The 22,278-nt window shown below is 67.8% G+C and carries 24 protein-coding genes; 20 read left to right on the top strand and 4 right to left on the bottom strand.

The genetic code is table 11. The annotated features are described in order from the left end of the window. Positions 1-68: 68 nt before the first annotated feature. Positions 69-551: a pyridoxamine 5'-phosphate oxidase family protein gene (locus BM002_RS11665; protein ID WP_092781015.1), complete on the top strand. Its 483-nt coding sequence runs from the start codon at positions 69-71 to the stop codon at positions 549-551. Positions 552-648: 97 nt separating this feature from the next. Here the strand turns inward: BM002_RS11665 and BM002_RS11660 are convergent, their stop codons facing one another. Then, positions 649-1,065 (bottom strand): VOC family protein, encoded by a 417-nt coding sequence (locus BM002_RS11660; protein ID WP_092781012.1) that lies wholly within the window; start codon positions 1,063-1,065, stop codon positions 649-651. 74 nt (positions 1,066-1,139) lie between these two features. Here BM002_RS11660 and BM002_RS11655 point away from each other — a divergent pair, with 74 nt between their 5' ends. Then, on the top strand, positions 1,140-3,158 hold the full coding sequence (locus BM002_RS11655) for a M3 family metallopeptidase (RefSeq protein ID WP_092781007.1): 2,019 nt from the start codon (positions 1,140-1,142) through the stop codon (positions 3,156-3,158). Then, entirely contained in the window at positions 3,158-3,991 is an 834-nt protein-coding gene (locus BM002_RS11650; protein ID WP_092781004.1) for an inositol monophosphatase family protein, read from the top strand. The genes BM002_RS11655 and BM002_RS11650 overlap by 1 nt, the downstream gene beginning before the upstream one ends. Here the strand turns inward: BM002_RS11650 and BM002_RS11645 are convergent. Beyond that, positions 3,988-4,368, bottom strand: a complete 381-nt coding sequence (locus tag BM002_RS11645; protein WP_092781001.1) for a VOC family protein — start codon at positions 4,366-4,368, stop codon at positions 3,988-3,990. The two genes, BM002_RS11650 and BM002_RS11645, sit on opposite strands and share 4 nt — an antisense overlap. 77 nt (positions 4,369-4,445) lie before the next feature. On the opposite strand from BM002_RS11645, the gene soxR reads away from it, so the two are divergent. Next, positions 4,446-4,880: a redox-sensitive transcriptional activator SoxR gene (gene soxR, locus BM002_RS11640; protein WP_092780998.1), complete on the top strand. Its 435-nt coding sequence runs from the start codon at positions 4,446-4,448 to the stop codon at positions 4,878-4,880. A 12-nt stretch (positions 4,881-4,892) separates the two neighbouring features. Here soxR and BM002_RS11635 read toward each other — a convergent pair whose 3' ends face one another. Then, positions 4,893-5,447, bottom strand: a complete 555-nt coding sequence (locus BM002_RS11635) for an SH3 domain-containing protein (RefSeq protein WP_245749231.1) — start codon at positions 5,445-5,447, stop codon at positions 4,893-4,895. 61 nt (positions 5,448-5,508) lie between these two features. Here BM002_RS11635 and BM002_RS11630 point away from each other — a divergent pair, with 61 nt between their 5' ends. Further along, positions 5,509-6,537, top strand: a complete 1,029-nt coding sequence (locus BM002_RS11630) for a 2-hydroxyacid dehydrogenase (RefSeq protein ID WP_425431866.1) — start codon at positions 5,509-5,511, stop codon at positions 6,535-6,537. A gap of 137 nt (positions 6,538-6,674) precedes the next feature. Continuing rightward, positions 6,675-8,261 (top strand): saccharopine dehydrogenase family protein, encoded by a 1,587-nt coding sequence (locus tag BM002_RS11625; RefSeq protein ID WP_217641169.1) that lies wholly within the window; start codon positions 6,675-6,677, stop codon positions 8,259-8,261. Here BM002_RS11625 and BM002_RS11620 read toward each other — a convergent pair. Beyond that, positions 8,258-9,076: a sulfotransferase family protein gene (locus tag BM002_RS11620; protein WP_092780989.1), complete on the bottom strand. Its 819-nt coding sequence runs from the start codon at positions 9,074-9,076 to the stop codon at positions 8,258-8,260. The genes BM002_RS11625 and BM002_RS11620 overlap by 4 nt on opposite strands. A gap of 115 nt (positions 9,077-9,191) precedes the next feature. On the opposite strand from BM002_RS11620, the gene BM002_RS11615 reads away from it, so the two are divergent. From BM002_RS11615 to BM002_RS11545, 14 genes are all read left to right on the top strand, one after another. After that, positions 9,192-10,769 carry a DUF5928 domain-containing protein gene (locus BM002_RS11615; RefSeq protein ID WP_092780986.1) on the top strand — a complete coding sequence of 526 codons (1,578 nt, stop codon included), beginning with the start codon at positions 9,192-9,194 and terminating at the stop codon, positions 10,767-10,769. A 24-nt stretch (positions 10,770-10,793) separates the two neighbouring features. Beyond that, positions 10,794-11,693, top strand: coding sequence for a carbohydrate kinase family protein (locus BM002_RS11610; protein WP_092780983.1), 900 nt, complete (start codon positions 10,794-10,796; stop codon positions 11,691-11,693). 130 nt (positions 11,694-11,823) lie between these two features. Then, complete coding sequence (locus BM002_RS11605; protein WP_092780980.1) at positions 11,824-12,207, top strand: HIT domain-containing protein; 384 nt, start codon at positions 11,824-11,826, stop codon at positions 12,205-12,207. Further along, the gene (locus BM002_RS11600; protein WP_139212355.1) at positions 12,207-13,310 is read left to right on the top strand and encodes a hypothetical protein; all 1,104 of its coding nucleotides are present in this window, start codon (positions 12,207-12,209) and stop codon (positions 13,308-13,310) included. Before BM002_RS11605 ends, BM002_RS11600 begins: the two co-directional genes overlap by 1 nt. Further along, entirely contained in the window at positions 13,307-14,077 is a 771-nt protein-coding gene (locus tag BM002_RS11595) for a DUF3750 domain-containing protein (RefSeq protein ID WP_092780974.1), read from the top strand. The genes BM002_RS11600 and BM002_RS11595 overlap by 4 nt, the downstream gene beginning before the upstream one ends. Positions 14,078-14,664: 587 nt before the next feature. Next, complete coding sequence (locus BM002_RS11585; RefSeq protein ID WP_092780968.1) at positions 14,665-14,880, top strand: DUF6732 family protein; 216 nt, start codon at positions 14,665-14,667, stop codon at positions 14,878-14,880. Beyond that, positions 14,877-16,136 (top strand): sirohydrochlorin chelatase, encoded by a 1,260-nt coding sequence (locus BM002_RS11580; RefSeq protein ID WP_092780965.1) that lies wholly within the window; start codon positions 14,877-14,879, stop codon positions 16,134-16,136. The genes BM002_RS11585 and BM002_RS11580 overlap by 4 nt, the downstream gene beginning before the upstream one ends. Positions 16,137-16,160: 24 nt before the next feature. Continuing rightward, positions 16,161-16,793 carry a precorrin-8X methylmutase gene (locus BM002_RS11575; protein WP_092780961.1) on the top strand — a complete coding sequence of 211 codons (633 nt, stop codon included), beginning with the start codon at positions 16,161-16,163 and terminating at the stop codon, positions 16,791-16,793. Next, on the top strand, positions 16,790-17,311 hold the full coding sequence (locus BM002_RS11570) for a CPCC family cysteine-rich protein (RefSeq protein WP_092780958.1): 522 nt from the start codon (positions 16,790-16,792) through the stop codon (positions 17,309-17,311). The genes BM002_RS11575 and BM002_RS11570 overlap by 4 nt, the downstream gene beginning before the upstream one ends. Continuing rightward, the gene (cbiE, locus tag BM002_RS11565) at positions 17,304-18,509 is read left to right on the top strand and encodes a precorrin-6y C5,15-methyltransferase (decarboxylating) subunit CbiE (RefSeq protein WP_092780955.1); all 1,206 of its coding nucleotides are present in this window, start codon (positions 17,304-17,306) and stop codon (positions 18,507-18,509) included. Before BM002_RS11570 ends, cbiE begins: the two co-directional genes overlap by 8 nt. Further along, the gene (cobI, locus tag BM002_RS11560) at positions 18,506-19,222 is read left to right on the top strand and encodes a precorrin-2 C(20)-methyltransferase (protein ID WP_092780952.1); all 717 of its coding nucleotides are present in this window, start codon (positions 18,506-18,508) and stop codon (positions 19,220-19,222) included. The genes cbiE and cobI overlap by 4 nt, the downstream gene beginning before the upstream one ends. Further along, positions 19,213-21,015, top strand: a complete 1,803-nt coding sequence (gene cobJ / locus BM002_RS11555) for a precorrin-3B C(17)-methyltransferase (RefSeq protein WP_092780949.1) — start codon at positions 19,213-19,215, stop codon at positions 21,013-21,015. The genes cobI and cobJ overlap by 10 nt, the downstream gene beginning before the upstream one ends. Continuing rightward, positions 21,012-21,779: a precorrin-4 C(11)-methyltransferase gene (gene cobM, locus BM002_RS11550; RefSeq protein WP_092780946.1), complete on the top strand. Its 768-nt coding sequence runs from the start codon at positions 21,012-21,014 to the stop codon at positions 21,777-21,779. The genes cobJ and cobM overlap by 4 nt, the downstream gene beginning before the upstream one ends. 129 nt (positions 21,780-21,908) lie before the next feature. Further along, entirely contained in the window at positions 21,909-22,274 is a 366-nt protein-coding gene (locus BM002_RS11545) for a hypothetical protein (RefSeq protein WP_092780943.1), read from the top strand. Positions 22,275-22,278: the final 4 nt, after the last annotated feature.

The following is a 22,278-nucleotide window of genomic DNA, read 5'->3' as shown; positions in this document are numbered from 1 at the left end:
GGGCGCAGGGGGAACCCGGGCCGGGGGCTTCACGTTGATCGGGGAATGACAACGCAGAGGAGTCCCCGATGACCACCCCCGACAAGCTCGAATCGAAATTCTGGAAAGCGCTCAAGTCCGACAAGACGGTCATGCTGTCCTGCGACGGCGCGCTGCCCCGCCCGATGACCGCCGTGGCCGAGGACGATCACGCGCCCATCTGGTTCTTCACCGCCTTCGACACCGACCTCGGCAAGGTCCTGAAAAACGGGCCGCGCAACGGTCAGCTGACGCTGGTGTCCAAGGGGCATGACGTCTGGGGGTCGGCCTCGGGCCAGTTGGTCGTCGACAACGACCGCGAGGTGATCGACCGCCTCTGGAACCCCTTCGTCGCCGCCTGGTACGAGGGCGGCAAGACCGACCCGAACCTCTGCCTTGTCCGCATGGACGCGCGCGAGGCGCAGGTCTGGGAAAACGGCTCCTCCCTTGTGGCCGGGATCAAAATGTTGATGGGGTCCGACCCTAAGCAGGACTTCGAGGACAAGACGGCAACGGTCAGCCTGACCGACTGATACGATCCTGTGAAGGGGGGCGATGCGTTGCCCCCCGAAACACGTCCGACGCAGATCACCCATTGGTCACCCGTGGATCATACGTCGATTTTCGCCCTCAGACGCGGCCGTTGATCTCGATCAGATTGCCCTCGGGATCGTTGACATAGACGTGCCGCAGACCCGGAATCGCGAATTCTCCGGTCACCGAAAACGGCACCCCCGCAGCCGTCAGCCGCGCGATCACCGCATCCAGATCATTCACCTGAAACGCCACGTGTCCGCCCACCGAAGGGTTATGTATCAGGTTGTTTTTGCTGGCGAACTCCGGGTCCGGCGCGATCAGGTGCAGGCCCGAATGACTGTCCCGCCCGTCCCCCATCAGCGCCAGCTTGTCGGGATCGCCGGGCAGGTACCCGCGCGTTTTCGGAAAGGCCCAGGGCGCCTCCTTCATCCCCAACACATTGGAATAAAAGGCTGCCGTCGCGCGCACGTCCTTCGCCTGCAGGTTCACGTGATGAATTGACCAAGACATTTGAAATCCTCCCTCTCCTCAACACTAGCAACCCCCACCCGTCAGGCCTAGCTTGTCCGTCAAAGGAGATTTCGATGACAAACCCCCTGCTGACCGACTGGTCCGGTCCCTTCGCCCTGCCGCCCTTCGCCGATCTGGACGACGCGCATTTCGCCCCCGCCCTCGACGCCGCCATGAGCGATGGCCGCGCCGCCATCGCGGCCATCGCCGACAACCCCGACGCGCCCACTTTCGCCAATACCGTCGAGGCTTTGGAGCAGGCCGATGCCCTCCTCGACCGGGTCGCCGGCGTCTTCTACAACCTCGCCGGTGCTGACAGCACCCCCGCCCGCGAGGCGCTGCAACGGGACATGGCGCCGAAACTTTCGGCCTACAGCTCGGAAATCACCAACAACACCAAGCTTTTCGCCCGCGTCGAAGACCTGTGGCAGCGGCGCGATACGCTCGACCTGACCGACGAACAGGCGCGTGTCCTGATGCTGACGCACCGGGGGTTCGTGCGGTCGGGGGCGGGGCTGCAAGGCGATGCCGCGGCCCGGCTGACGGACGTCAAGGCCCGGCTCGCCACCCTGGGGACGACGTTCAGCCAGAACCTGCTGGCGGACGAGCGGGACTGGTTCATGGACCTCTCCGACGCCGATCTGGCCGACCTGCCGACCTTCGTGCAGAACGCCGCCCGCGCCGCCGGGAAGGAACGCGACCGACCCGGTGCCGTGGTCACACTGAACCGCTCGTTGATCGTGCCCTTCCTGCAATTCTCCCCGAACCGGGCCTTGCGCGAAAAGGCTTATGAGGCATGGACCGCGCGCGGTGCCAACGGGGGCGAGACCGACAATCGCGCCATCGCGACCGAGACGCTGAAACTGCGGGAAGAGCGGGCGAACCTTCTGGGATACGCCACCTTCGCCGATTTCAAGCTGGAAACCGAGATGGCCAAGACGCCCGACGCCGTCCGCGATCTGTTGATGCAGGTCTGGCACCCGGCGCGCACCGCTGCCCTGGCCGATGCCGAACATCTGGCCCGCATGGCCCGCGCCGATGGCATCACCGGCCCGCTGGAGCCGTGGGACTGGCGCTACTACAGCGAAAAGCGGCGGGTCGAATTGCAGGATCTGAACGAGGCGGAGCTGAAACCCTATTTTCAGCTCGACCGGATGATCGACGCGGCCTTTGCCTGTTCCAACCGGCTGTTCGGGCTGGAGTTCGCGCCGCTGGATGTGCCGCTTTATCACCCGGACGCCCGCGCCTGGGAGGTGACGCGCGATGGCGAACATGTGGCCGTTTTCATCGGCGACTACTTTGCCCGGCCTTCCAAACGCTCGGGCGCGTGGTGCAGTGCGATGCGCAGCCAGCAGAAACTGGCGGGTGACGTTCGCCCCATCGTCGTCAACGTTTGCAACTTCGCAAAGGGCGATCCGGCGCTTCTGTCCTATGACGACGCGCGCACGCTGTTCCACGAGTTCGGCCACGCCCTGCACCAGATGCTGTCCGACGTAACCTATCAGTCGATCAGTGGCACATCCGTCGCGCGCGACTTCGTGGAATTGCCGAGCCAGCTTTATGAACACTGGCTGGAGGTGCCCGAAGTGCTGGCCGAATTCGCCACCCACGCCGAGACCGGCGCGCCGATGCCGGACGCCCTGCGCGACCGGCTTCTGGCGGCGGCGACCTATGACATGGGGTTTTCAACGGTCGAATATGTGGCCTCGGCCTTGGTCGATCTGGCCTTCCATGACGGTCCTGCCCCGGCGGACCCGATGCAGAAACAGGCGGAGATCCTGGAAACCATCGGCATGCCCCGGGCGATCCGGATGCGCCATGCGACGCCGCAGTTCGCCCATGTCTTCTCGGGCGACGGCTATTCTTCGGGCTATTACAGCTACATGTGGTCCGAGGTGATGGACGCCGATGCCTTCGCCGCCTTCGAGGAAGCGGGCGATCCGTTCGACCCGGCACTGGCCGAAAGCCTGCGGGCGAACATCCTGTCGGTCGGCGGATCGGTGGACGCGGGCGACCTCTATACCCGCTTCCGGGGCCGTCTGCCGGGGGTCGAGGCGCTGCTCAAGGGGCGCGGTCTGGACACGGCTGCCTGATGCCGCTGACCCCTGCGCAATCGGACGCCATCGTCGCCGCCGTCCGCGAGGTGGCGGCGGCGGAAATCATGCCGCATTTCCGCAACCTTCAGGGCACGACCATTGACGCCAAATCGACCTTCGACGATCTGGTCACCGTTGCCGACCGCGCCGCCGAGGTTGCCCTCACGGCGCGCATCCACCGGATCCTGCCCGGCGATACCGTCATCGGAGAGGAGGCCGTGTCCGAAGACCGCAGCCTTCTGGACCGCGTGGGGCAGGGCCGTGTGACCATCATCGACCCCATCGACGGGACTTGGAACTTCGCCCATGGCGTCGCCAATTTCGGCGTCATCGTCGCGGTCGTGGAAGACGGCGAGACGGTCTGGGGCATGCTTTATGATCCCGGGTTCGACGACTGGATCGTGGCCCACCGGGGGCAGGGGGCGTGGTTTCACCGGGGCGGGCAATCGCGTCGCCTGACCGTGTCGCAAACCGAGGAGCCCTTCGACCGCCTGCGCGGCAACGTGGCCGACTACATGTTCCCCGACCCCGCGCGCCGGGGCCTGGCCACGACCAAGGTGCAGTTTCGCCGCGCGTCCTCCTTCGGGGCCAGCCTGCACGAATACCGGGTGCTGGCGCTTGGCGGGTCCGACTTCTGCCTGAACGGGATGCTCAACGTCTGGGACCACGCCGCCGGCGTGCTGATCCTGGCCGAGGCGGGGGGCGTGTCGCGCCTTCTGGACGGGCGCGCCTATCTGCCAACGATGACCCAGGGTCACCTGCTCAACGCCCGGTCGGAGCCCCTGTGGGAGGCCCTGGCCGAGACGTTCAACGGTGCCATCGCGCCCTAGGGGTAGGCGACCACCTCGATCTCGACCCCCTCGGGTCCCTCGAAGTAGAAACGTTTGCCGGGCGCGTATTCCGCGTGGCTGTGCGGGACATAGCCGTGCTCCGTCACCCGCGCCTCTGCCGCCACGATGTCATCGACGACGACGCCGATGTGGTTGGCACCCGAATGCGTCTGATGGCGCGGCGCCGTCGGGTCCGTCACCCCGCCCTCCGGTCGGTAGAGCGCGACATAGGCGTCGTCTGTGCCCACGTGCACCGACCGCCCCTGTCCGAGCGCCGGACCGGCCCACCGGATGCGCCAGTCGAGCAGGGTGCAAAGTTCCTCCGCGACCGCATCGGGATCGCGGACCGTGATGTTGAGATGTTCGAGCCGGGCCATGCCGTCCTCCCCTTGGTTTGCGTTTCCGCCATGGGTGTGCGACCTCGACCTTGGTTCAGGTCAAGAGGGAAATACCCATGCTTCCAAGGGAGTTGTCGATCGGGCAGGTGGCCGAACGCACCGGCCTCAGCATCAGCCAGATCCGGTTCTACGAGGCCGAGGGCCTGATCGCGCCGCCACGCAACCGGGGCGGGCAGCGGCGCTTTCCGCGCGCCGAATTGCGCCGACTGGCCTTCATCCGGGTGGCGCAACGCCTTGGCCTGCCGCTGGCGCGCATCCGTGCGGCCCTTAGCCCCGCCACGGCGCGTCCGCCGACACCGGCCGAATGGTCCCGGATCGCCGCCGATATCCGCGATGAGCTGACCGACCGGATCGAGGCGCTGACCCGCCTGCGCGACAACCTCGATGGCTGCATCGGCTGCGGCTGTCTGTCGATGGAAGCCTGCGCCCTCTACAACCCCGAAGACGCCCGCGCCGTCGAAGGTCCGGGTGCGCGCCGAGTCGCGGGTTGACCGCGAAACGCTTCAGTCCCGCGCCTCGTCGGGCTCCACACCCCAGAGCGCGCTGATCGGGGCCCAGCCTTCCGTGCCGCGCACGTCGAGCGCGCACCAGCCGTCATGACATTCACCCAGCCAGGCCACGACCCCGGCCTGCAATCTGGCGATGACGCGCGCGTCCGCGCTGGCGCTGCGCCGCAGATGCAGATCGTCCTGCTCCACGATCACCGTGCGGTTGCCCGACAGCAGCGAATAATGCATCCAGCCGCCCGCGCCGTCTCGGTCCTGCACCCGGCGCCAATGGCCGTACTCGTCGGTCACGACCAGCGGCATGTGGCGACGCTTGAACACCCAGTCGATGCGGTGCGTCGACGACGGCCCGCGCCGGGCGAATCCTTCTGCCGCCTTCATCGAGACGAACCGCGGCAACGGCAGCCCGGTGACCGAGCCATTGAGCGTCTCGCCGGTGTCGATGCTGGCGACGGGGGTGACGGCCGGAGTTGCGGTCTGGGCCTGCCCCGGAGCGGGGGCCGACATGGTAAAACAGGCGGCAAGGGCCGCCAGTGTCATCGTAAATCGCATGGACTGCTCATCCTGCCTTTGTTTCTGCGGGGTCTGACGCCCCTTGCTTGTGCCGCCGATGATGCCATCTTGTGGGCCACGCTCAAAGGGGGGACCTGCCGCCGTGCAAGTAAAACGTCTGACTGTTGTCGTGACGCGACGCCTTCCCGCCCTTGTCGAGGCGCGGATGTCCGAGTTGTTCGACGTCCGCCTGTCCGAGACCGACGCCCAGATGTCGCGCGAGGAGCTGATTGCCGCGATGCAGTCGGCCGACATCCTGGTCCCCACGATCACCGATCAGATCGATGCGGCGATGATGGCCGCCGCGGGTGACCGTCTGCGCCTGATCGCCAACTATGGTGCGGGTGTGGACCATCTGGATGTGGCCACCGCGCGGCAGCGGGGGATCCTTGTGTCCAACACCCCCGGCGTGCTGACCGAGGATACCGCCGACATGGCCATGGCCCTGATGCTGGCGGTGCTGCGGCGCATGACCGAAGGCATGGCCAAGATGCAGGAGGGCGTCTGGGAGGGGTGGGCCCCCGATGCCCTTCTGGGGACGCGGATCAGCGGCAAATCGCTCGGCATCCTCGGAATGGGTCGGATTGGTCAGGCCCTTGCCCGCCGCGCCCGCGCCTTCGGGATGGAGGTGCACTATCACAACCGTCGCCGCCTCCATGCCGGGTTGGAGGAGCCTCTGGGCGCGACCTACCACGACCGGATCGACGCGCTGGTGACCCAGTCTGACGTGATTTCGGTGAACTGCCCGCATACGCCGTCGACGTTTCACCTGCTCAACGCGCGGCGGCTTAAGCTCATGAAGCCCACGGCGGTGATCGTGAACACATCGCGCGGCGAGGTGATCGACGAGAATGCCCTGACGCGGATGCTGCGCGCGGGCGAATTGGCGGGCGCAGGCCTCGACGTCTACGAACGCGGGCGCGGCGTGAACCCGCGCCTGCGCGAATTGCCCAATGTCGTCCTGTTGCCCCACATGGGGTCCGCGACCCACGAGGCGCGGCGGGAGATGGGCGAAAAGGTCCTGATCAACATGCAGACCTTTGCCGACGGCCACCGCCCGCCCGATCTGGTCGTGCCGTCTATGTTGTGACCGCCATGGCCGGCGATGCGCCTGTCCCGGAGGGGGAGGGGGGCCAGCCCCCCGTCGCCGATGGCGACTCCCCCCGGAGTATTTCGAAAGCAGAGAAGACAGGGGCGTTTCGCGTTCTGGTCATCGGGGGGCGCGGGGTGTTCGGATCGCGGTTGGCGGCGATGCTGCGGGCGCGGTCGGGGTTCGAGGTTCTGATCGCGGGGCGCAGCGCCGGGAGCGATGTCGTTCTGGATCGCAGCGCGCCCGATCTGGCCGCCCGGATCATCGCCATTGGCCCCGATGTCGTGATCGACGCGGCGGGGCCGTTTCAGGACTATGGCGATGACGGCTATGCCGTGGCCCGCGCCGCGATCGGGGCCGGGGCGCATTACCTCGACCTGTCCGATGACGCGGGCTTCACGGCCGGGATCGCGGATCTGGACGCGCAGGCCCGGGCAGCGGGGGTCGCGGTCATTTCGGGCGTGTCATCTGTCCCCGCCCTGTCCTCGGCGGCGGCTGCGGCGCTGTGCGAAGGGCTGGACGATGTGCACCTGATCGAGAGCGCCATCCTGCCCGGCAACCGCGCGCCCCGGGGCCTGTCGGTGATGCAGGCCATCCTGGCGCAGGTCGGGCGACCTCTGTCCGTGTGGCGTGCCGGAGAGACGGTCGCGCGCCCGGGCTGGTCCGGGCTACGCCGTGACCGGCTTCCGGGGCTGCCGCCACGTTGGAGCAGCCTGATCGGTGCGCCCGACCTCGCCCTGTTTCCGGGCCATTTTCGCGCCCGTTCCGTCAGCTTCCGCGCCGGTCTGGAACTGCCGATCATGCATCTGGGCCTCTGGGTGATGAGCTGGTTGCCGCGCCTTGGCCTGGTCCGAAGTCTGGCACCCGCCGCCCGCCCGTTGCGGCGCATGGCGGATCTGCTCGAAGGCTTGGGCAGCGACCGGGGCGGCATGTTCACGCGGGTCGTCGGCCGCGATGCATCGGGCAAGGCCCGGGACCGGCGCTGGACCCTGGTCGCCGCCGCCGGGGATGGGCCGCACATCCCGGCCGTGCCCGGCGACGTGATGGTGGCGCGCCTGGCCGCCGGTCAGGTTCCCGCCGGCGCCCGCGCTTGCATCGCCGAATTTCCCCTGTCCGAGGCAGAGACCGCTTTGGCCCGCCTGACCACGACCACCACGCGGGAGGAGACGCACATGATGCCGATGTTCGAGGCGGCCCTAGGGGATGATTTCGCCCGCCTGCCCAAAGGCGTCCGCGATCTGCACGATATCCTGCATGTCCGCCGCTGGCGGGGGCGCGCACGGATCGACCGGGGGACGGGCCTTTTGTCGCGGCTGACCTGCGTGCTGTTCCGGTTTCCGCCCGCGACCGAGGATGTCGCCGTCGAGGTGACGATGATCCGCACGGATGCGGGCGAGACCTGGGTCCGCGACTTCGGCGGCCGCAAATTCCGCTCCCGTCTGGCGTGGAAGAACGGCGAGGTGACCGAGCGCTTCGGCCCGATGTCCTTCACCCTGGGCCTGGCGGTCGAGGGGGAGGCGTTGGTCTATCCGGTGCATCGGGGACGTTGTCTGGGCTTGCCGATACCCGCCTTCGCCCTGCCGAAATCGGACGCCTTCGAGCGGGCCGAGGGCGACCGCGCTACCTTCGACGTGCATCTGTCGACGGGACCGACGGGCCTTCTGGTCCACTATCGGGGCTGGCTTCTGGCGGCGGATGACCCGCCGGACGACGCGGCAGACTAGTCGCTCAGCCTTGCGTGCAACTCGTTCATGTCGATCTCGCCCTTTGGCATCTTGTTGCCCGGGTTCTCGAAATCATAGCCGAACAGTTTGAAGTCGCGGTGATACATTTCCCAGACCAGGTGCATCGACAGGTCGTCGAAATAGTCCTGCACCGGGTGCAACCGTTTGGGACCATGCCCCTCGGATTCGTTGAATCGCGGCACTTCGGCCAGAACCACCGGCACCGGCGTCTCGATGCGGTCCAGAACCTTCTGCATGCCGTCGTTGAACGCCTCGGTGAAGATCACGTGGTCATAGCGCCCGCCGTTGGCGACATAGGTGCCCACATGGCCCGACATGGCCGACCAGTGGATATCGGGGTCCATCGGGCGGCGGAACCGGATGGTGTCGCGCGCAAACAGCAGGAACCGGCGGAACGACGCGATCTGGTCGAACTCGAACCCGTTGTCGGGCGATCCGACCTCGATCCCGTATTTCTGGGTCAGCATCGGGACGAGGTTGCCGCGATACCGTTTGCCGTTGCGCTGGATGCCCGCGATCTTGTCGAAGAACGACGACAGGATGCGGGTATAGGGGTTGCGCACGCAGGTGAAGGCGAAGGACTTGTGCCCCTTGGCATTCGCCTCGATCAGAGGCTGGCTCTCCTCCTGCGCCCATTTGTGCAGGCCTTCGGTGCTGTCGTGGATGTCGCCGTCGAAAAAGCGGCCATGGTCGGAATAGAACATGATCTGACCGATGGACGAACAGGCGCATTTCGGCACCACGCGGTACACGACACTTTCGCTTTCGGTCATCCAGGTGCCCGGAAACCCCATCTTTACCCTTCCCAAATCATGACTGTGCCATCAAACCCGCACTGCCCGGTTTCTTCAACGGGTTGGCCACGCTATGCAAGCGATGTGTGGCCCAAAGGGGATTAACAGACTGTTCATGGCGAAGATTGCCTTTCTCCTTTTGTGCCACCGCGACCCCGCTGCGATCATCCGGCAGGCCGAAGGGCTGACCGGCGCGGGGGACTATGTGGCGATCCACTTCGATGCCCGTGCCCCTGCCGCGGCCTTCGCCCAGATCGTCGAGGGGACGCGCGACAACCCCAATATCACCGTGGTGCGCAAGCGTGTGAAATGCGGCTGGGGCGAGTGGTCGCTGGTCCGCGCGACGCTCAACACCATCGACACCGCGCTGGACACGTTCCCGCGCGCCACGCATTTCTACATGGTGTCGGGCGATTGCCGTCCGATCAAATCCGCCGAACATGCCCATGCGGTGCTCGATGCCCGCGACACCGACTATATCGAGAGTTTCGATTTCTTCACCTCCGACTGGATCAAGACGGGGATGAAGGAAGACCGGCTGATCTATCGCCACCTGGTGAACGAGCGGAAGAACAAGACGCTTTTCTACGGCCTGCTCGGCTTGCAACGAAAGCTGAAGCTGGAGCGCAAGGTTCCCGCCGACATCGACGTGATGATCGGGTCGCAGTGGTGGTGCCTGCGCCGCGCCACGCTCGAGGCGATCTGCGCTTTCCTGCGCGAACGCCCCGACGTGCTGCGCTTCTTCTCGACCACCTGGATCCCGGACGAGACGTTCTTTCAGACCCTCGTGCGCCACCTCGTCCCCCGGTCCGAGATCGACAGCCGCACGCTGACCTTCCTGATGTTCACCGACTACGGGATGCCCGCGACCTTCTACGACGATCACTACGACCTGCTGCTCAGCCAGGATTTCCTCTTTGCCCGCAAGATTTCCCCCGAGGCGGCGACCCTGAAAGAGGGGCTGGATACCCTCTGGACGTCCGGGCGGCGCGACTTTCCCATCGCGGGCGACGGGCGGCGTCTGTTCACCTTCCTGACACAGAGGGGTCGCGAGGGGCGGCGCTTTGCGCAACGCTTCTGGGAACGCGAGAGCACCCTCGGCCGCGACCGCGAACTGGTCGTCATCGTCTGCAAGAAATACCACGTGGCCAAGCGCCTGGCGCAATCGGTCCGCGATCATCAGATCATGCCCGCCGTCGACTACCTCTTTGACGAGGAGGCGACGCCGATGCCCGACCTCGGCGGGATCGAAAGCACGCTGGCCAAGCGGCACCGGCATCGCCGCGCGCTGGTCCGGATGCTCTATCGCCGGATGGACACGGATGCGCTGGCCATCTGTCTGGACCCGGTGCAATTCGACCTGCTTCAGGATTTCTATGCCGACCGGGCCGCGATCCGCACCCTTCTGGTCGATTGTGACTATGACGCGAACTATCTCGAGGGGCATGCCGCGCGGATCGGCCTCATCGGCGATCAGACGCCGCGCACGACGATCGACCGGCTGATGCCCACGGTCGCCCAGGATTTCGCCACCGAATCCCTCCGCATCCGCGAGGCGGACCTGCCCCACATCCACCGCATCCAGCAATCCGCCCCGCCCGACGCGAACGCCGCCGTGCTGGCCGAGGTCTTCGGCGTGGACGCGGAAACGGCGCAGGCGCTGGCCGAGACACCGTTCCTCTTTGATGACTGACGGCCCGGAACCGGAACGCGTCCTATGACCGATGCGCCTGTCCTTGTCCTCGGAGCTGCAAGCTGGAACCGGATGGTTCACGTCTCCGACCTGCCGCAGGGCATTTCGGCCACGATTTTCGACGCGCGCGAAACCAAGGGCGCAGGCTCGACGGGCGTGGGCAAGGCCATGGCGCTCGCGGCTCTCGGCCATCCGGTGATGCTGCATTGCGCCCTCGGGCGGGATGAGCCGGCGGACCGGATCGTGGCGGAATGCGTCGGCCGGGGTATCGCGATGCTGGTGGACCGGACCGATGCGCCCACGCCCCGGCACCTCAACATCATGGACAGCCGGGGCGGGCGCTATTCCCTCTTCGTCGAAGGCGGCGACCCCGCGCCCGTCATCGACCGGCCCCGCCTGCAATCGGTCATCGCCGCAGCCCCGGTCATCTTTCTGAGCCTTTGCGCTTCGTCCAAGGCCATCCTGCCCCTGCTGGCGGACGTGAAAGCGGACATCCATCTGGACTTGCACGACTACGACGGCGCGAACCCCTGGTATGACGACTTCATCGCCTGCGCCGACGTGATCCAGCTTTCGGATGTGGCGCTTCGCGATCCCGCACCTGTCATCGGCCAGCTTCTGGCGGGGCGCGCGCGGCAGGTGGTCCTGACCCGTGGCGGGGCAGGGGCCGAAATCCACACCAAGGCACAGCGCGTGATCGTCCCCGTGGTCCCCGCCCGGATGGTCGACAGCAACGGGGCGGGGGACGCCTTTTCCGTGTGTTTCTGGCATGCGCAGACCGCGGGCAAATCGCCGGAGGCCGCCGGGGCATTCGCCGCCGCGACGGCGGCCTTCGCGGTGGAATGCGACGGGCTTTTCCCTCGGCGGGTCGACCCCGACGCCATCGCCCGTCGCGCCATGGACGGGCGCGGGGCGTCATCCTGATCGCCGCTCGGGACCGGACGCGGGGCCCCCCGCGCGGCAGGCGCGCGCTTGATCCCTGCTTGCGCGCCCCATTGCCCCCGGGCGCGCCCCATGGCCTAAACCGGGCAACGCCAAACCGGAGTGCCGACCCATGCCCTACACCTATGACGACCAGAACATCTTCGCCAAGATCCTGCGCGGCGAGATCCCGAACCAGACCGTGGCCGAGACGGATCACACCCTCGCCTTCGCCGACATCGCCCCCGCGGCACCGGTGCATGTGCTGGTGATCCCCAAGGGCAGATACGTCACCTATGACGATTTCCACACCAATGCGTCGGATGCCGAGATCGTGGATTTCCACCGCCTTGCCGCCCGCATCTGCGCCGACAAGGGCATCGCCCCCGACGGCGGCGACGGCTTTCGCGCGATCACCAACGCGGGCAATCACGGTGTGCAGGAGGTGCCGCATTTCCACCTCCACCTGATCGGCGGTCGGCCCCTGGGTCGGATGCTGGCCAAAGCCGAGGGATGATGCCCGCTCTGCTCCGTCCGCTGGAGGCGTTCGGCAACGCCTATGGCGACGCCATTGGCGAGCTGATCTTCGATGGCTTCGTGATCCTCGTCATGATCGTGGCCGTCGCCGCGTTCGGTATGCGATCGGTCCGGAACTGGAAAAATCCCGTGTTCTGGGTATCGCTTGTGGTGCTCACGGGCGGCGCGGCCAATTTCCTCAAGGGCCCGGTTCAGGATTTCCGGACCGATCTGTTCCTGGCCGAAGACCCGGGCTATGCCGAAGCCGCGCTGCCCTTTACCGGGCGCAGCATCTACATCGAACGCCCCTGTCTTGTCGCGCAGGCCGCCGTCGGCGAAATTGGCAATTCTCTCATGGGGGATTGCGGCGTGCCCCTGGCCGCCTGGCTGCGCGAGGGCCGCCTAGATTTCGTGGAGGTTGGCACCGACCCGGTCCGCCGGTTCCGCCTGCGCGACGGCGATCCCGCCTGTCACGAGCCCGACAACCCTTGGGTGCCTAGTGGCTTCCTGATTTCCGCAGCCTACGGGATTTGCGTCCTGGCCGAGGACGTAACGGAGGTTTCCGCCGATCACCGGATCGTTTATGCGACCGAGAACCTGCCCACCAAGGACTGGTGGTATGTCCGGATCACCCTTGTCGAGGTCTCCACCGGCCAGATCATCGACCGTTTCGACAGCTGGTCCGGCGCAACCCCCTACGGCGGCGCCACCCCGCCCCCCGAGGCGCGCCGGCCCATGGGGCCTCTGGGCGACCTGCTCGGCATGGCCGCCCATCCGCCCGACGACACGGAAGCGGCCATCGACGCCCATCTGTTGTCGCTCCGCCCGCCCGACGAAGCGATGCTGGTCGCCGCCATGGGCGGGCCGTTTCAACGCTACCGGGTCGCGGCAATCTGGTTCGCTTGCCGCGACGCGGTCCGCCCCCGGCTTTCCGCCGCGACCGTCGCGGCCTTGTACGATGGGTCGAAGACCCTGTTTGAACGCGCGCCGTCCTGGCGCTACCCTGACGATTGTCCGCCCTTTGCCCGTCAGGGACTGGCCGGCCCGGACCGCCCCGCGCCGCCGCTCCCACCGCTCGCGCCCAGCCTGATGGAGCCCCGATGATCCGCTTCCTCGCCCGCCTGATCCGCCGTGGCTTCATGCTTTTTGCGATCTGCTTCCTGTTGCCGGTCGCGGTCGCCGCCCTCTGGTGGCAGACGCAGGACCACCCCCAAAGCTGGCGCGCCGCCGACTGGGGCGCCTCGGGCGTGCTGCAACCGACGGACGAGGCGGCGATCCACGTCCTCGCCGCCCGCACGGGTGGTCAGAAGGGCGCGGTCTCGGTCCACTCCTGGCTGGTCTGGAAACCGGCGGGTGACGCGGCCTGGACCCGTGCCGAAGTGGTGGGCTGGGGGCGGCCCGTCCGCCTCGACGCCTATGCGCCCGATGGCAAATGGTATTCCAACGTGCCGTTCCACGTGGGCACCGTGTCGGGCCCCAAGGCCGCCCGCCTGATCCCCCTGATCCGCGCCACCATCGACGCCTATCCCTATGATTACAATGGCAGCTACACGATCTGGCCCGGCCCCAACTCGAATACCTTCGTGTCCCACATCCTGCGCCAGCACCCCGAGATCGGTATCGCCCTGCCGCCCCACGCCGTCGGCAAGGACTTCATCGGCCCCGGCCTGCGCGCCCTGCGCGACGCGGGCGGCGACCTGCACCTCTCTGCGGGTGGCTATGCGGGTCTGTCCATCGGGCCGCGACAGGGGTTCGAGGTCAACCTGTTGGGCCAGACCTTCGGGTTCGACCTCAGCCGCCCGGCCCTGAAACTGCCCGGCATCGGCCGCGTGGGGCTTGATGCGGCAGGGACGGCCCGCGCGGACGGGTGACGCGATCTGCTGCAACAGGCGTACGGCGGTCGGGCCAAGGTGATGTCGGTGGAAAGTGGCGGAGCGATAAGGTGCCTCCTCCGTATTGGAACCTAAATCGGCAACTCAGAGAACTTGATGACTGGAAAAAAGTGATCAGTTCGCGCTGAAGAATGTGCCAGCGCCGAAACCTACCTTGGCCCGCCGACGACTCCACGGGTCGCGCGTGAACGAACCGCTGGAAGTTTAGCCCTAAACGGGCACAACGGTCCCCGGTTCGGTCCTTGCCCCGCTGGCGAACCTCCTGCGCATGACGGCCATCGTAGTGAGCGTGGCCACCCGGACCGTGGTCTCATCGGGCAAGCGCAACAGCTCCGGGCACCACATCAATCCGCCCGTCGCCCCCAACCCGACGCCGCAACCGACACCCTCGACGTCGCAAACCCCGTTGCACCCCGCGGCCCCGCCCGCTACGCCTCCCTCCAGACGACGCCCCACGCGGGGCCGGACCGGAGGCCATGGCCCGCCGACCCAGACCGGGGGCAGGGCACGGCATCGTCACTGGACCCGGCTCACCGGGGGCGGCCCCTTGATCCAAGGACCGACCCATGCGCTGCCTTCTTCTCCTGCCCGCCCTCATCTCGACTCCGGCCATGGCCCATGTGGGTCACCTGGGCCAGGTCGCGGGCCATGACCACTGGACCATCGGCGTGGGCCTGGGCGTCATCGCCGGGGCCGCCGTCATCGGGGCGCTCAAGGGCCGCCGCAAGAAGGACGCGGCGCCCGAGGCCGACAAGACCGACGAGCAGGAACAGTCCGCATGACCACCACCTCGAAGACCGGTGTCATGATCTGCGGCCACGGCAGCCGGTCGCAATCGGCGGTCGATGAATTCGCCGTGCTGGCCGAAAAGCTGCCCGCCTATCTGCCCGACGACTGGATGGTCGACTACGGTTACCTCGAATTCGCCAATCCGGTGATCCGCGACGGCCTCGACCGGCTGCGCACGGCGGGTTGTGACCGGATCCTGGCCGTGCCGGGCATGCTCTTTGCGGCGATGCACGCCAAGAACGACATCCCGACGGTCCTCAACAGCTACGCCGCCGAACACGGCATCGACGTGCGCTATGGCCGCGAACTCGGGATCGACCCCAAGATGATCGCCGCCGCCGGCGCGCGGATCGAAGAGGCCGTCGCCCGCGCCGACGCCGAAACCGGCCCGGTGTCGCGGCATGACACCTGTCTTGTGGTGATCGGACGCGGGGCCTCCGACCCAGACGCCAACGGCAACGTGGCCAAGATCGCGCGGATGCTGCACGAAGGCCTGGGCTTCGGCTGGCTCGAGGTGGGCTTTTCGGGCGTGACCTTTCCGCTGGTCGAACCCTGCCTCGGCCATGCCGCGCGCCTTGGGTACAAGCGCATCGTCGTGTTCCCCTATTTCCTGTTTTCCGGCATCCTGATCGACCGCATCTACGGCTTCACCGACCGGGTGGCCGTCGCCCATCCGGACATCCATTTCGTCAAGGCGGGCTATCTGAACGACCACGCCAAGGTCCTCGAAACCTTTGCCGAGCGTATTCTGGAGCAGACGGGCACGAACCCGCCGCCCAATTGCGGCCTCTGTGCCTACCGCACCCAGGTTCTCGCCACGCCCGACGGCGCACCCGTCACCATCCCGGCCGAGGTCCGCACCCATCCGGCCTTCAGCGACACGCCGCCGCCGACCTGCGTGCTGTGCAAATACCGCGTCGCCGTCCTCGGGTTCGAGGGCGAGGTCGGCGCGATCCAGGAAAGCCACCACCACCACGTCGAGGGGCAGGGCGCCTCTGCCCCGGGCTCCAACGTGGCCGATTGCAAATTGTGCGACACGTTCTGCACCGGCCTGTGCAGGCTGGAGGCGCAGGCAAAACACGACCACGGCCATCACCACCACGGTCACGATCATCACCATGACCACGATCACGGTCACGATCACGCGCACAGCCATGACCACGCGCACAGCCACGACCACCACCACGCACCCTATCCGCACGCCAAACACCCCCACGGCCCCGAATCCGCGCGAAAGACCCGCGCGTGACCGCCGCACTCCGCAGGTCCGCCCATGCGCCCCTATGAGCGGGATCCCAAGGCGATCTATGCTGCCTCCTTCGCCACCGTCCGGGCCGAGGCGGCGCTCGACCGTTTTCCGCCCGACATCGCGGAGCTTGCCGTCCGCGTGATCCACGCCTGCGGCATGGTCGAGGTGGCCGACCGGCTCGCCTATGCCCCCGACGTCGCCGCGTCGGGCGTCGCGGCGCTTCGGTCGGGCGCGCCCGTCTATGCCGATTGCGAGATGGTCGCCTCCGGCATCACGCGCCGCCTGCTGCCCCCGGGCACCGATATTCGCTGCACCCTGAACGACCCGCGCACCCCCGACATGGCCGCGCAGATGGCCACGACCCGCTCCGCCGCCGCCGTCGACCTGTGGGACACCGACGGGGCGGTCATCGCCATCGGCAACGCCCCCACGGCACTTTTCCGTCTGCTCGAACGTCTGGACGCGGGCGCGCCCCGCCCCGCCGCCATCCTGGCCTTCCCCGTGGGCTTTGTCGGCGCTGCCGAAAGCAAGGCCGAACTCGCCGAACGCCCCCGCGCCACCCCCTTCCTGACCCTGCGTGGCCGTCGCGGCGGGTCCGCCATGGCCTCGGCGGCGGTCAATGCTTTGGCGATCCTCGCGGGCGGGGGGATGCAATGACCGACGGGAAAGCCGTTTGGTTCGAACGCTACGTCGCAGCCACCTCCGCGGCGGCATCACGTGACCCAGGCGCGCAGATCGGCGGCCCCTTGCCATGCCCCTGTTGCGGCTTTCCGACGTTGTCAGAGCGGGCCGCCTGGGAGATTTGCCGCATCTGCTGGTGGGAAGACGACGGCCAGGACGACAGCTCCGCCGATCAGGTCTGGGGCGGTCCGAGCGGAAAATACTCCCTCAGCGATGCGCGCAGAAACTTTGCCGACCACCAGCACATGTACGACGCGGGCCAGGGCATCGACGTCGTCACGTCACCCTCTGCCGCCCGCCTCTCCCTGCTCACCTACGTCGCAAGCCTTGGCGCAGGCGGGGCGACACTCGATATGGCCGGCTTGAAGACCCTCCTCGCGAAAGCGGCCACGCCGATGACCGCTTCTCTGCTTCCCAAATACTCAAATCCGACGTCCGACGCAGATCACCCGCGCATCCCCCGTGGATCACCCATGAGGTTTTTCCATGTCTGACCTCCCTTGGCTCCATATCGTCGGCATCGGCGAAGACGGTCTCGACGGGCTGACCCCGGCCACCCGCGCCGTGGTCGAGGCCGCCGAGGTCATCGTCGGCGGCGACCGGCATCACCTGTTGTCCGACGCCGTCACGGCCCGGCGGCTGGCCTGGCCGCATCCCTTCGATGCCCTGATCGACACGCTGAAAGCCCTGCAAGGTCAAAGGGTTGTCGTTCTGGCCACAGGCGACCCCCTGTGGTTCAGCGTCGGCGCGCGCATCGGGCGGGCGATCCCGCCCGGACAGATCGTCTATCACCCGCAACTCTCCGCCTTCCAACTCGCCGCCGCCCGCATGGGCTGGTCCATGGCCGACCTCGAGACGCTGACCGTCCACGGTCGTCCCGCCCATCAGATGATCGCCTTCATCCAGCCCGACGCCCGTCTCCTGATCCTGACGACCGGCTCGGAAACCCCTGGCCAGATTGCGGAATTTCTGACCGCGCGGGGCTTCGGGGGGTCGCCCATGACCGTCCTCGCCAACATGGGCGGCCCGTCCGAGGCGCGCTTCGACGGCACCGCCGAAACCTGGGATCACGCGGTTCCGCCCTTCAACACCCTCGCCGTCGACTGCCGCGCCGCCCCCGACGCCGCCCTCCTGCCGCGCGTGCCGGGCCTTGCGGACGACCTCTTCCGCTCCGACGGCACGATGACCAAGCGCGAGATCCGCGCCGCCACCCTGGCCAAGCTCATGCCCATGCGCGGCGCGCTCCTGTGGGACATCGGCACCGGGTCGGGGTCGGTCGCCATCGAATGGATCCGCGCCGCCCGCTCCGCCCGCGCCATCGGGATCGAGCCGCGTGCCGACCGCCGCGCCATGGCCGCCGAAAACGCGCTGGCCCTTGGCGCACCGCGTCTTGACCTGCGCGACGGAACCGTGCCCGACGCCCTCGATGACCTCGAGGCGCCCGATGCCGTCTTCATCGGCGGCGGCCTGTCCGAGGCGGTGTTCGACCGCGCCTTCGCCGCCCTGCGGCCTCTGGGCCGGTTGGTCGCGAACGCCGTCACGCTCGAATCCGAGGCGATCCTGACCCATCTGCACGCCAGACACGGCGGCGACCTCGTGCGCCTGTCGGTGGATCGCGCCGAACCCGTGGGCGCCTTTCGCGGCTGGCGTCCCTCGATGACCGTCACGCAATACGCCCTGGTCAAACGATGAGCGCGCAACGCGACGCGAAGAGTGGCACGCTGTTCGGCGTGGGCCTCGGCCCCGGCGATCCGGACCTCATCACCCGCCGCGCCGCCCGCCTGATCGAGGGCGCGCGCGTCATCTGCTACCCCTCGCTTGCGGGCGGCGACAGCTTCGCGCGCGCCATCGCAGCCGACCTCATCCCCGGGGACGCCGAAGAGATCCGCATCGACGTGCCCATGACCCCGGCCCGCGCCCCGGCCCAGGCGGCCTATGACGCGGGTGCGGACCGGATTTCCACCGCCCTGTCGGCAGGGCAGGACGTCATCTGCCTCTGCGAGGGCGATCCGTTCTTCTACGGCTCGTTCATGTATCTCTTCGCCCGCCTAAAGGACCGCTTCGCCGTCGAGATCGTCCCCGGCGTCACCTCCCTGACGGCCTGCGCCGCGGTCTCCGCAACGCCGCTGACGGCCCGCAACGAGGTGATGACCGTCCTGCCCGGCCCGTTGCCCGACGCCGACCTGCGCCGCCACCTGCGCGCCGCCGACACGCTCGTCCTGATGAAGGTCGGGCGGCATCTGCCCCGCCTGCGCGCCCTGTTGGAGAGCGAGGGCCTGACCGGCACCTACATCGAACGCGCGACCCTCGGGGCCGAAGTCGTCCTGCCCCTCGCCAATGCGCCCGAAACGGCGCCCTATTTCTCCATGATCCTCGTGACGAAAGGGGCCGATCCATGGCTCTGACACCCATCGTTCTGGCCCTGAACACCGCCGGAGAGGCGACGGCCCGCAAGGTCGCCGCGGCCCTGGGTTGCCCGCTGCACGGGCGCTCCGGGCGGACCGGGGCCGAGATCACCTTTCCGAATGCACTCGATCACGCCCGCGATCTCTTTGCCGCCGGTCACCCGGTCATCGGCGTCTGCGCCAGCGGCATCCTGATCCGCGCCGTGGCCCCTTTGCTCAATGACAAGACGTCCGAACCACCTGTGATTTCCGTCTCGGACGACGGAGCCATCGTCGTCCCCCTTCTGGGCGGGCACCACGGCGCGAACCGGCTGGCCCGCCGCGTCGCCGAGGCTTTGGGCGGCACCGCAGCCGTCACCACGGCGGGGGACGTGGCCCTCGGCGTCGCCCTGGACGAGCCGCCTGCGGGCTATGCCCTGGCCAACCCCGGTGACGCGAAATCCGTCATGGCGGCGCTCCTGTCGGGCGGCGGCGCGACCCAGACGGGCGAGCCGCTCTTTGACCTGCCCCCCGGCAACGCCGTCGAAATCGCCGTCACCGAAACGCCGGACGCGGGCCACGCCACCCGGCTGGTCTATCACCCGATGCGCTACACTCTGGGCGTCGGGTGTGCCCGCGATGCCGATCCGGTGGAACTCTGGGACAATGTGCAGGCCGTGCTGACGCAGGCGAATGTCGCGCCGGGGGCCATCGCCTGCGTCGCCACGCTGGACCTCAAGCTGGACGAACCTGCGATGAACGCGCTGGCCGCGCGCCTTGGCCGTCCGCTCCGCGCCTTCACCGCCGCCGAACTTGCCGGGATACCTGTGCCGACCCCCTCCGACGTGGTGCGGGCCGAGGTGGGAACGCCCTCCGTCGCCGAAGCCTCGGCCCTGGCCGTCGGCGCGCAGACAATCGTCGCCCCCAAGCGCAAGACCGCCAACACCACCGCCGCGCTGGCCCGCGCCGACGCGCCCGTCACCGAACCCCGGGGCCGCCCCCGGGGCCGCGTCTCCATCGTCTCCATCGGTCCCGGGCAATCCGCCTGGCGCACGCCCGAGGCCAGCCGCCTGGTGGCCGAGGCGGATGAGCTGGTGGGCTACGGCCTCTATATCGATCTTCTGGGTCCGCTCGCGGCGGGCAAGCCCCGCGCCGATTTCCCCCTGGGGGGCGAGGAGGACCGATGCCGCCATGCGCTGGAGCGGGCGGGCGAGGGGCGCAACGTCGCCCTCATCTGCTCGGGCGATGCGGGGATTTATGCCATGGGCGCGCTCGTCTTCGAGCTGATGGGCCGCGACCCATCGGACCCGTCGGCCCTCAGCGATGCAGCCCGCCGGGCCGAAGTCGTCTGCACACCCGGCGTCAGCGCGCTTCAGGCCGCCGCCGCCCGCGCCGGTGCACCGCTCGGCCATGATTTCTGCGCCATTTCCCTGTCGGACCTGCTGACCCCGCGCGAGGATATCGTCAAACGCCTGCATGCCGCGGCCCAGGGCGATTTCGTCATCGCCTTCTACAACCCGGTGTCGATGCGCCGTCGCACCCTTCTGGCCGAGGCGCGGGACATCCTTCTGGCGCACCGCCCCGCCGACACCCCCGTCTTTCTGGCGACGTCGCTCGGGCGACCCGAAGAGCATTTGCGTTATCGCCGCCTCGACGCCTTGCAGGTGGATGAGGTCGACATGCTGACCGTCGTCCTCGTTGGGTCCAGCCACACCCGCCTGATCCCCACGGGGGACGGGCATCGCATGTTCACGCCGCGCGGCTATGCGCGCAAGATGGCCGGGGGCGACCTCGCCATGGGAGAGACGCAATGACCGTTCATTTCATCGGAGCGGGGCCGGGCGATCCGGAACTGCTGACGCTCAAGGCGCAGCGGCTGATCCGGTCCTGTCCGGTCTGCCTTTATGCGGGGTCGCTCGTCCCTGCTGCCGTGGTGGCCGAATCGCCCGACGGCGCGCGCGTTCTCGACACCGCGCCCATGACGCTGGAAGACACCCATGCCGAAATCGTCGCCGCCCATGGACGCGGTGAAGATGTGGCCCGCGTCCATTCGGGCGATCCGTCGCTCTACGGGGCCATCGCCGAACAGATCCGCCTGCTCAAGCGGGACGGCATCCCCTATGACATCTGCCCCGGCGTGCCTGCCTATGCCGCCGCCGCCGCCGCCCTGGGGCAGGAACTGACGGTGCCCGAAATCGCCCAAAGCATCGTCCTGACCCGGGTCAGCATGAAGTCGACATCGATGCCCCCGCGCGAAACCCTCGAGAATTTCGCCCGCACCGGCGCCACCCTGGCGATCCATCTGGGCATCCGCGCCCTGCGCGAGATCGAGCGTGTGCTGACCCCGCATTACGGCGCCGATTGCCCGGTGGTCGTGGCCTACCGCGTCGGCTGGCCCGATCAGGCGTTCCTGCGCGGCACCCTGTCGGACATCCGCGAAAAGGTGCGCGACGAAAAGATCACCCGCACCGCCCTGATCCTGGTCGGCCCCGCCCTGGGCGAGGTCGGGGACTTCCGCGACTCGGCGCTTTACGATCCGGCGATCCCCCATGTGTTGCGCCCCCGGGCCAAGGCCTGAGGTCAACCGGGCCGGGATTGTTTCCAAACTGTCGCCAAGCCTTCATTGACTCTTCATGTTTATGCGCCATTTTTGCCTTGTGCAGGGTGGCGCGGACTCGTCACCCCTTCAGGATGTGGAGGCGCCGTGATGGCCCAGATCGATGAACACTTTCTTCCCAGGGACGTTCGCGAAGGTCTGGCCAATGCCCGCGCCCGCGACCGCAAGAAGACCGGTGGCCGTCTGCGGGTTCATGTGGGCGACGACTGGTATCCCATCACTTCCTATGACGACACCGGGTTCGAGGTCGCGCTCGACATCGCGCCCAAGCTGCGCGGGCTGGTCGAAATCCACGAAGGGCCGAACCTGCTGCGCTCCGTCCTGATCGTCGCGATCGAGCCCGAGGGCGATGTGATGCGCTATGCCTTCAAACGCGCGACGGCGGCCCGCACCTCGGCCCCGCTCGATTACGAGCGGGTGTCGGAGCAGCCGACGGCATACCTTTCCGCCGTCTGAACCC

The organism is Jannaschia pohangensis (assembly GCF_900113875.1).
Classification (GTDB): domain Bacteria; phylum Pseudomonadota; class Alphaproteobacteria; order Rhodobacterales; family Rhodobacteraceae; genus Jannaschia; species Jannaschia pohangensis.
Note: the sequence above shows the minus strand (reverse complement) of the source record. Positions and strands in the feature narration are given on the sequence as shown.

What these genes read in the sequence shown, in the direction of transcription:
- BM002_RS11665 (WP_092781015.1), top strand. Translation starts at nt 69, where the DNA reads ATGACCACCCCCGACAAGCTCGAATCGAAATTCTGGAAAGCGCTCAAG.
- BM002_RS11660 (WP_092781012.1), bottom strand. Translation starts at nt 1,065, where the DNA reads ATGTCTTGGTCAATTCATCACGTGAACCTGCAGGCGAAGGACGTGCGC.
- BM002_RS11655 (WP_092781007.1), top strand. Translation starts at nt 1,140, where the DNA reads ATGACAAACCCCCTGCTGACCGACTGGTCCGGTCCCTTCGCCCTGCCG.
- BM002_RS11650 (WP_092781004.1), top strand. Translation starts at nt 3,158, where the DNA reads ATGCCGCTGACCCCTGCGCAATCGGACGCCATCGTCGCCGCCGTCCGC.
- BM002_RS11645 (WP_092781001.1), bottom strand. Translation starts at nt 4,368, where the DNA reads ATGGCCCGGCTCGAACATCTCAACATCACGGTCCGCGATCCCGATGCG.
- soxR (WP_092780998.1), top strand. Translation starts at nt 4,446, where the DNA reads ATGCTTCCAAGGGAGTTGTCGATCGGGCAGGTGGCCGAACGCACCGGC.
- BM002_RS11635 (WP_245749231.1), bottom strand. Translation starts at nt 5,447, where the DNA reads ATGCGATTTACGATGACACTGGCGGCCCTTGCCGCCTGTTTTACCATG.
- BM002_RS11630 (WP_425431866.1), top strand. Translation starts at nt 5,509, where the DNA reads ATGCCATCTTGTGGGCCACGCTCAAAGGGGGGACCTGCCGCCGTGCAA.
- BM002_RS11620 (WP_092780989.1), bottom strand. Translation starts at nt 9,076, where the DNA reads ATGGGGTTTCCGGGCACCTGGATGACCGAAAGCGAAAGTGTCGTGTAC.
- BM002_RS11615 (WP_092780986.1), top strand. Translation starts at nt 9,192, where the DNA reads ATGGCGAAGATTGCCTTTCTCCTTTTGTGCCACCGCGACCCCGCTGCG.
- BM002_RS11610 (WP_092780983.1), top strand. Translation starts at nt 10,794, where the DNA reads ATGACCGATGCGCCTGTCCTTGTCCTCGGAGCTGCAAGCTGGAACCGG.
- BM002_RS11605 (WP_092780980.1), top strand. Translation starts at nt 11,824, where the DNA reads ATGCCCTACACCTATGACGACCAGAACATCTTCGCCAAGATCCTGCGC.
- BM002_RS11600 (WP_139212355.1), top strand. Translation starts at nt 12,207, where the DNA reads ATGCCCGCTCTGCTCCGTCCGCTGGAGGCGTTCGGCAACGCCTATGGC.
- BM002_RS11595 (WP_092780974.1), top strand. Translation starts at nt 13,307, where the DNA reads ATGATCCGCTTCCTCGCCCGCCTGATCCGCCGTGGCTTCATGCTTTTT.
- BM002_RS11585 (WP_092780968.1), top strand. Translation starts at nt 14,665, where the DNA reads ATGCGCTGCCTTCTTCTCCTGCCCGCCCTCATCTCGACTCCGGCCATG.
- BM002_RS11580 (WP_092780965.1), top strand. Translation starts at nt 14,877, where the DNA reads ATGACCACCACCTCGAAGACCGGTGTCATGATCTGCGGCCACGGCAGC.
- BM002_RS11575 (WP_092780961.1), top strand. Translation starts at nt 16,161, where the DNA reads ATGCGCCCCTATGAGCGGGATCCCAAGGCGATCTATGCTGCCTCCTTC.
- BM002_RS11570 (WP_092780958.1), top strand. Translation starts at nt 16,790, where the DNA reads ATGACCGACGGGAAAGCCGTTTGGTTCGAACGCTACGTCGCAGCCACC.
- cbiE (WP_092780955.1), top strand. Translation starts at nt 17,304, where the DNA reads ATGTCTGACCTCCCTTGGCTCCATATCGTCGGCATCGGCGAAGACGGT.
- cobI (WP_092780952.1), top strand. Translation starts at nt 18,506, where the DNA reads ATGAGCGCGCAACGCGACGCGAAGAGTGGCACGCTGTTCGGCGTGGGC.
- cobJ (WP_092780949.1), top strand. Translation starts at nt 19,213, where the DNA reads ATGGCTCTGACACCCATCGTTCTGGCCCTGAACACCGCCGGAGAGGCG.
- cobM (WP_092780946.1), top strand. Translation starts at nt 21,012, where the DNA reads ATGACCGTTCATTTCATCGGAGCGGGGCCGGGCGATCCGGAACTGCTG.
- BM002_RS11545 (WP_092780943.1), top strand. Translation starts at nt 21,909, where the DNA reads ATGGCCCAGATCGATGAACACTTTCTTCCCAGGGACGTTCGCGAAGGT.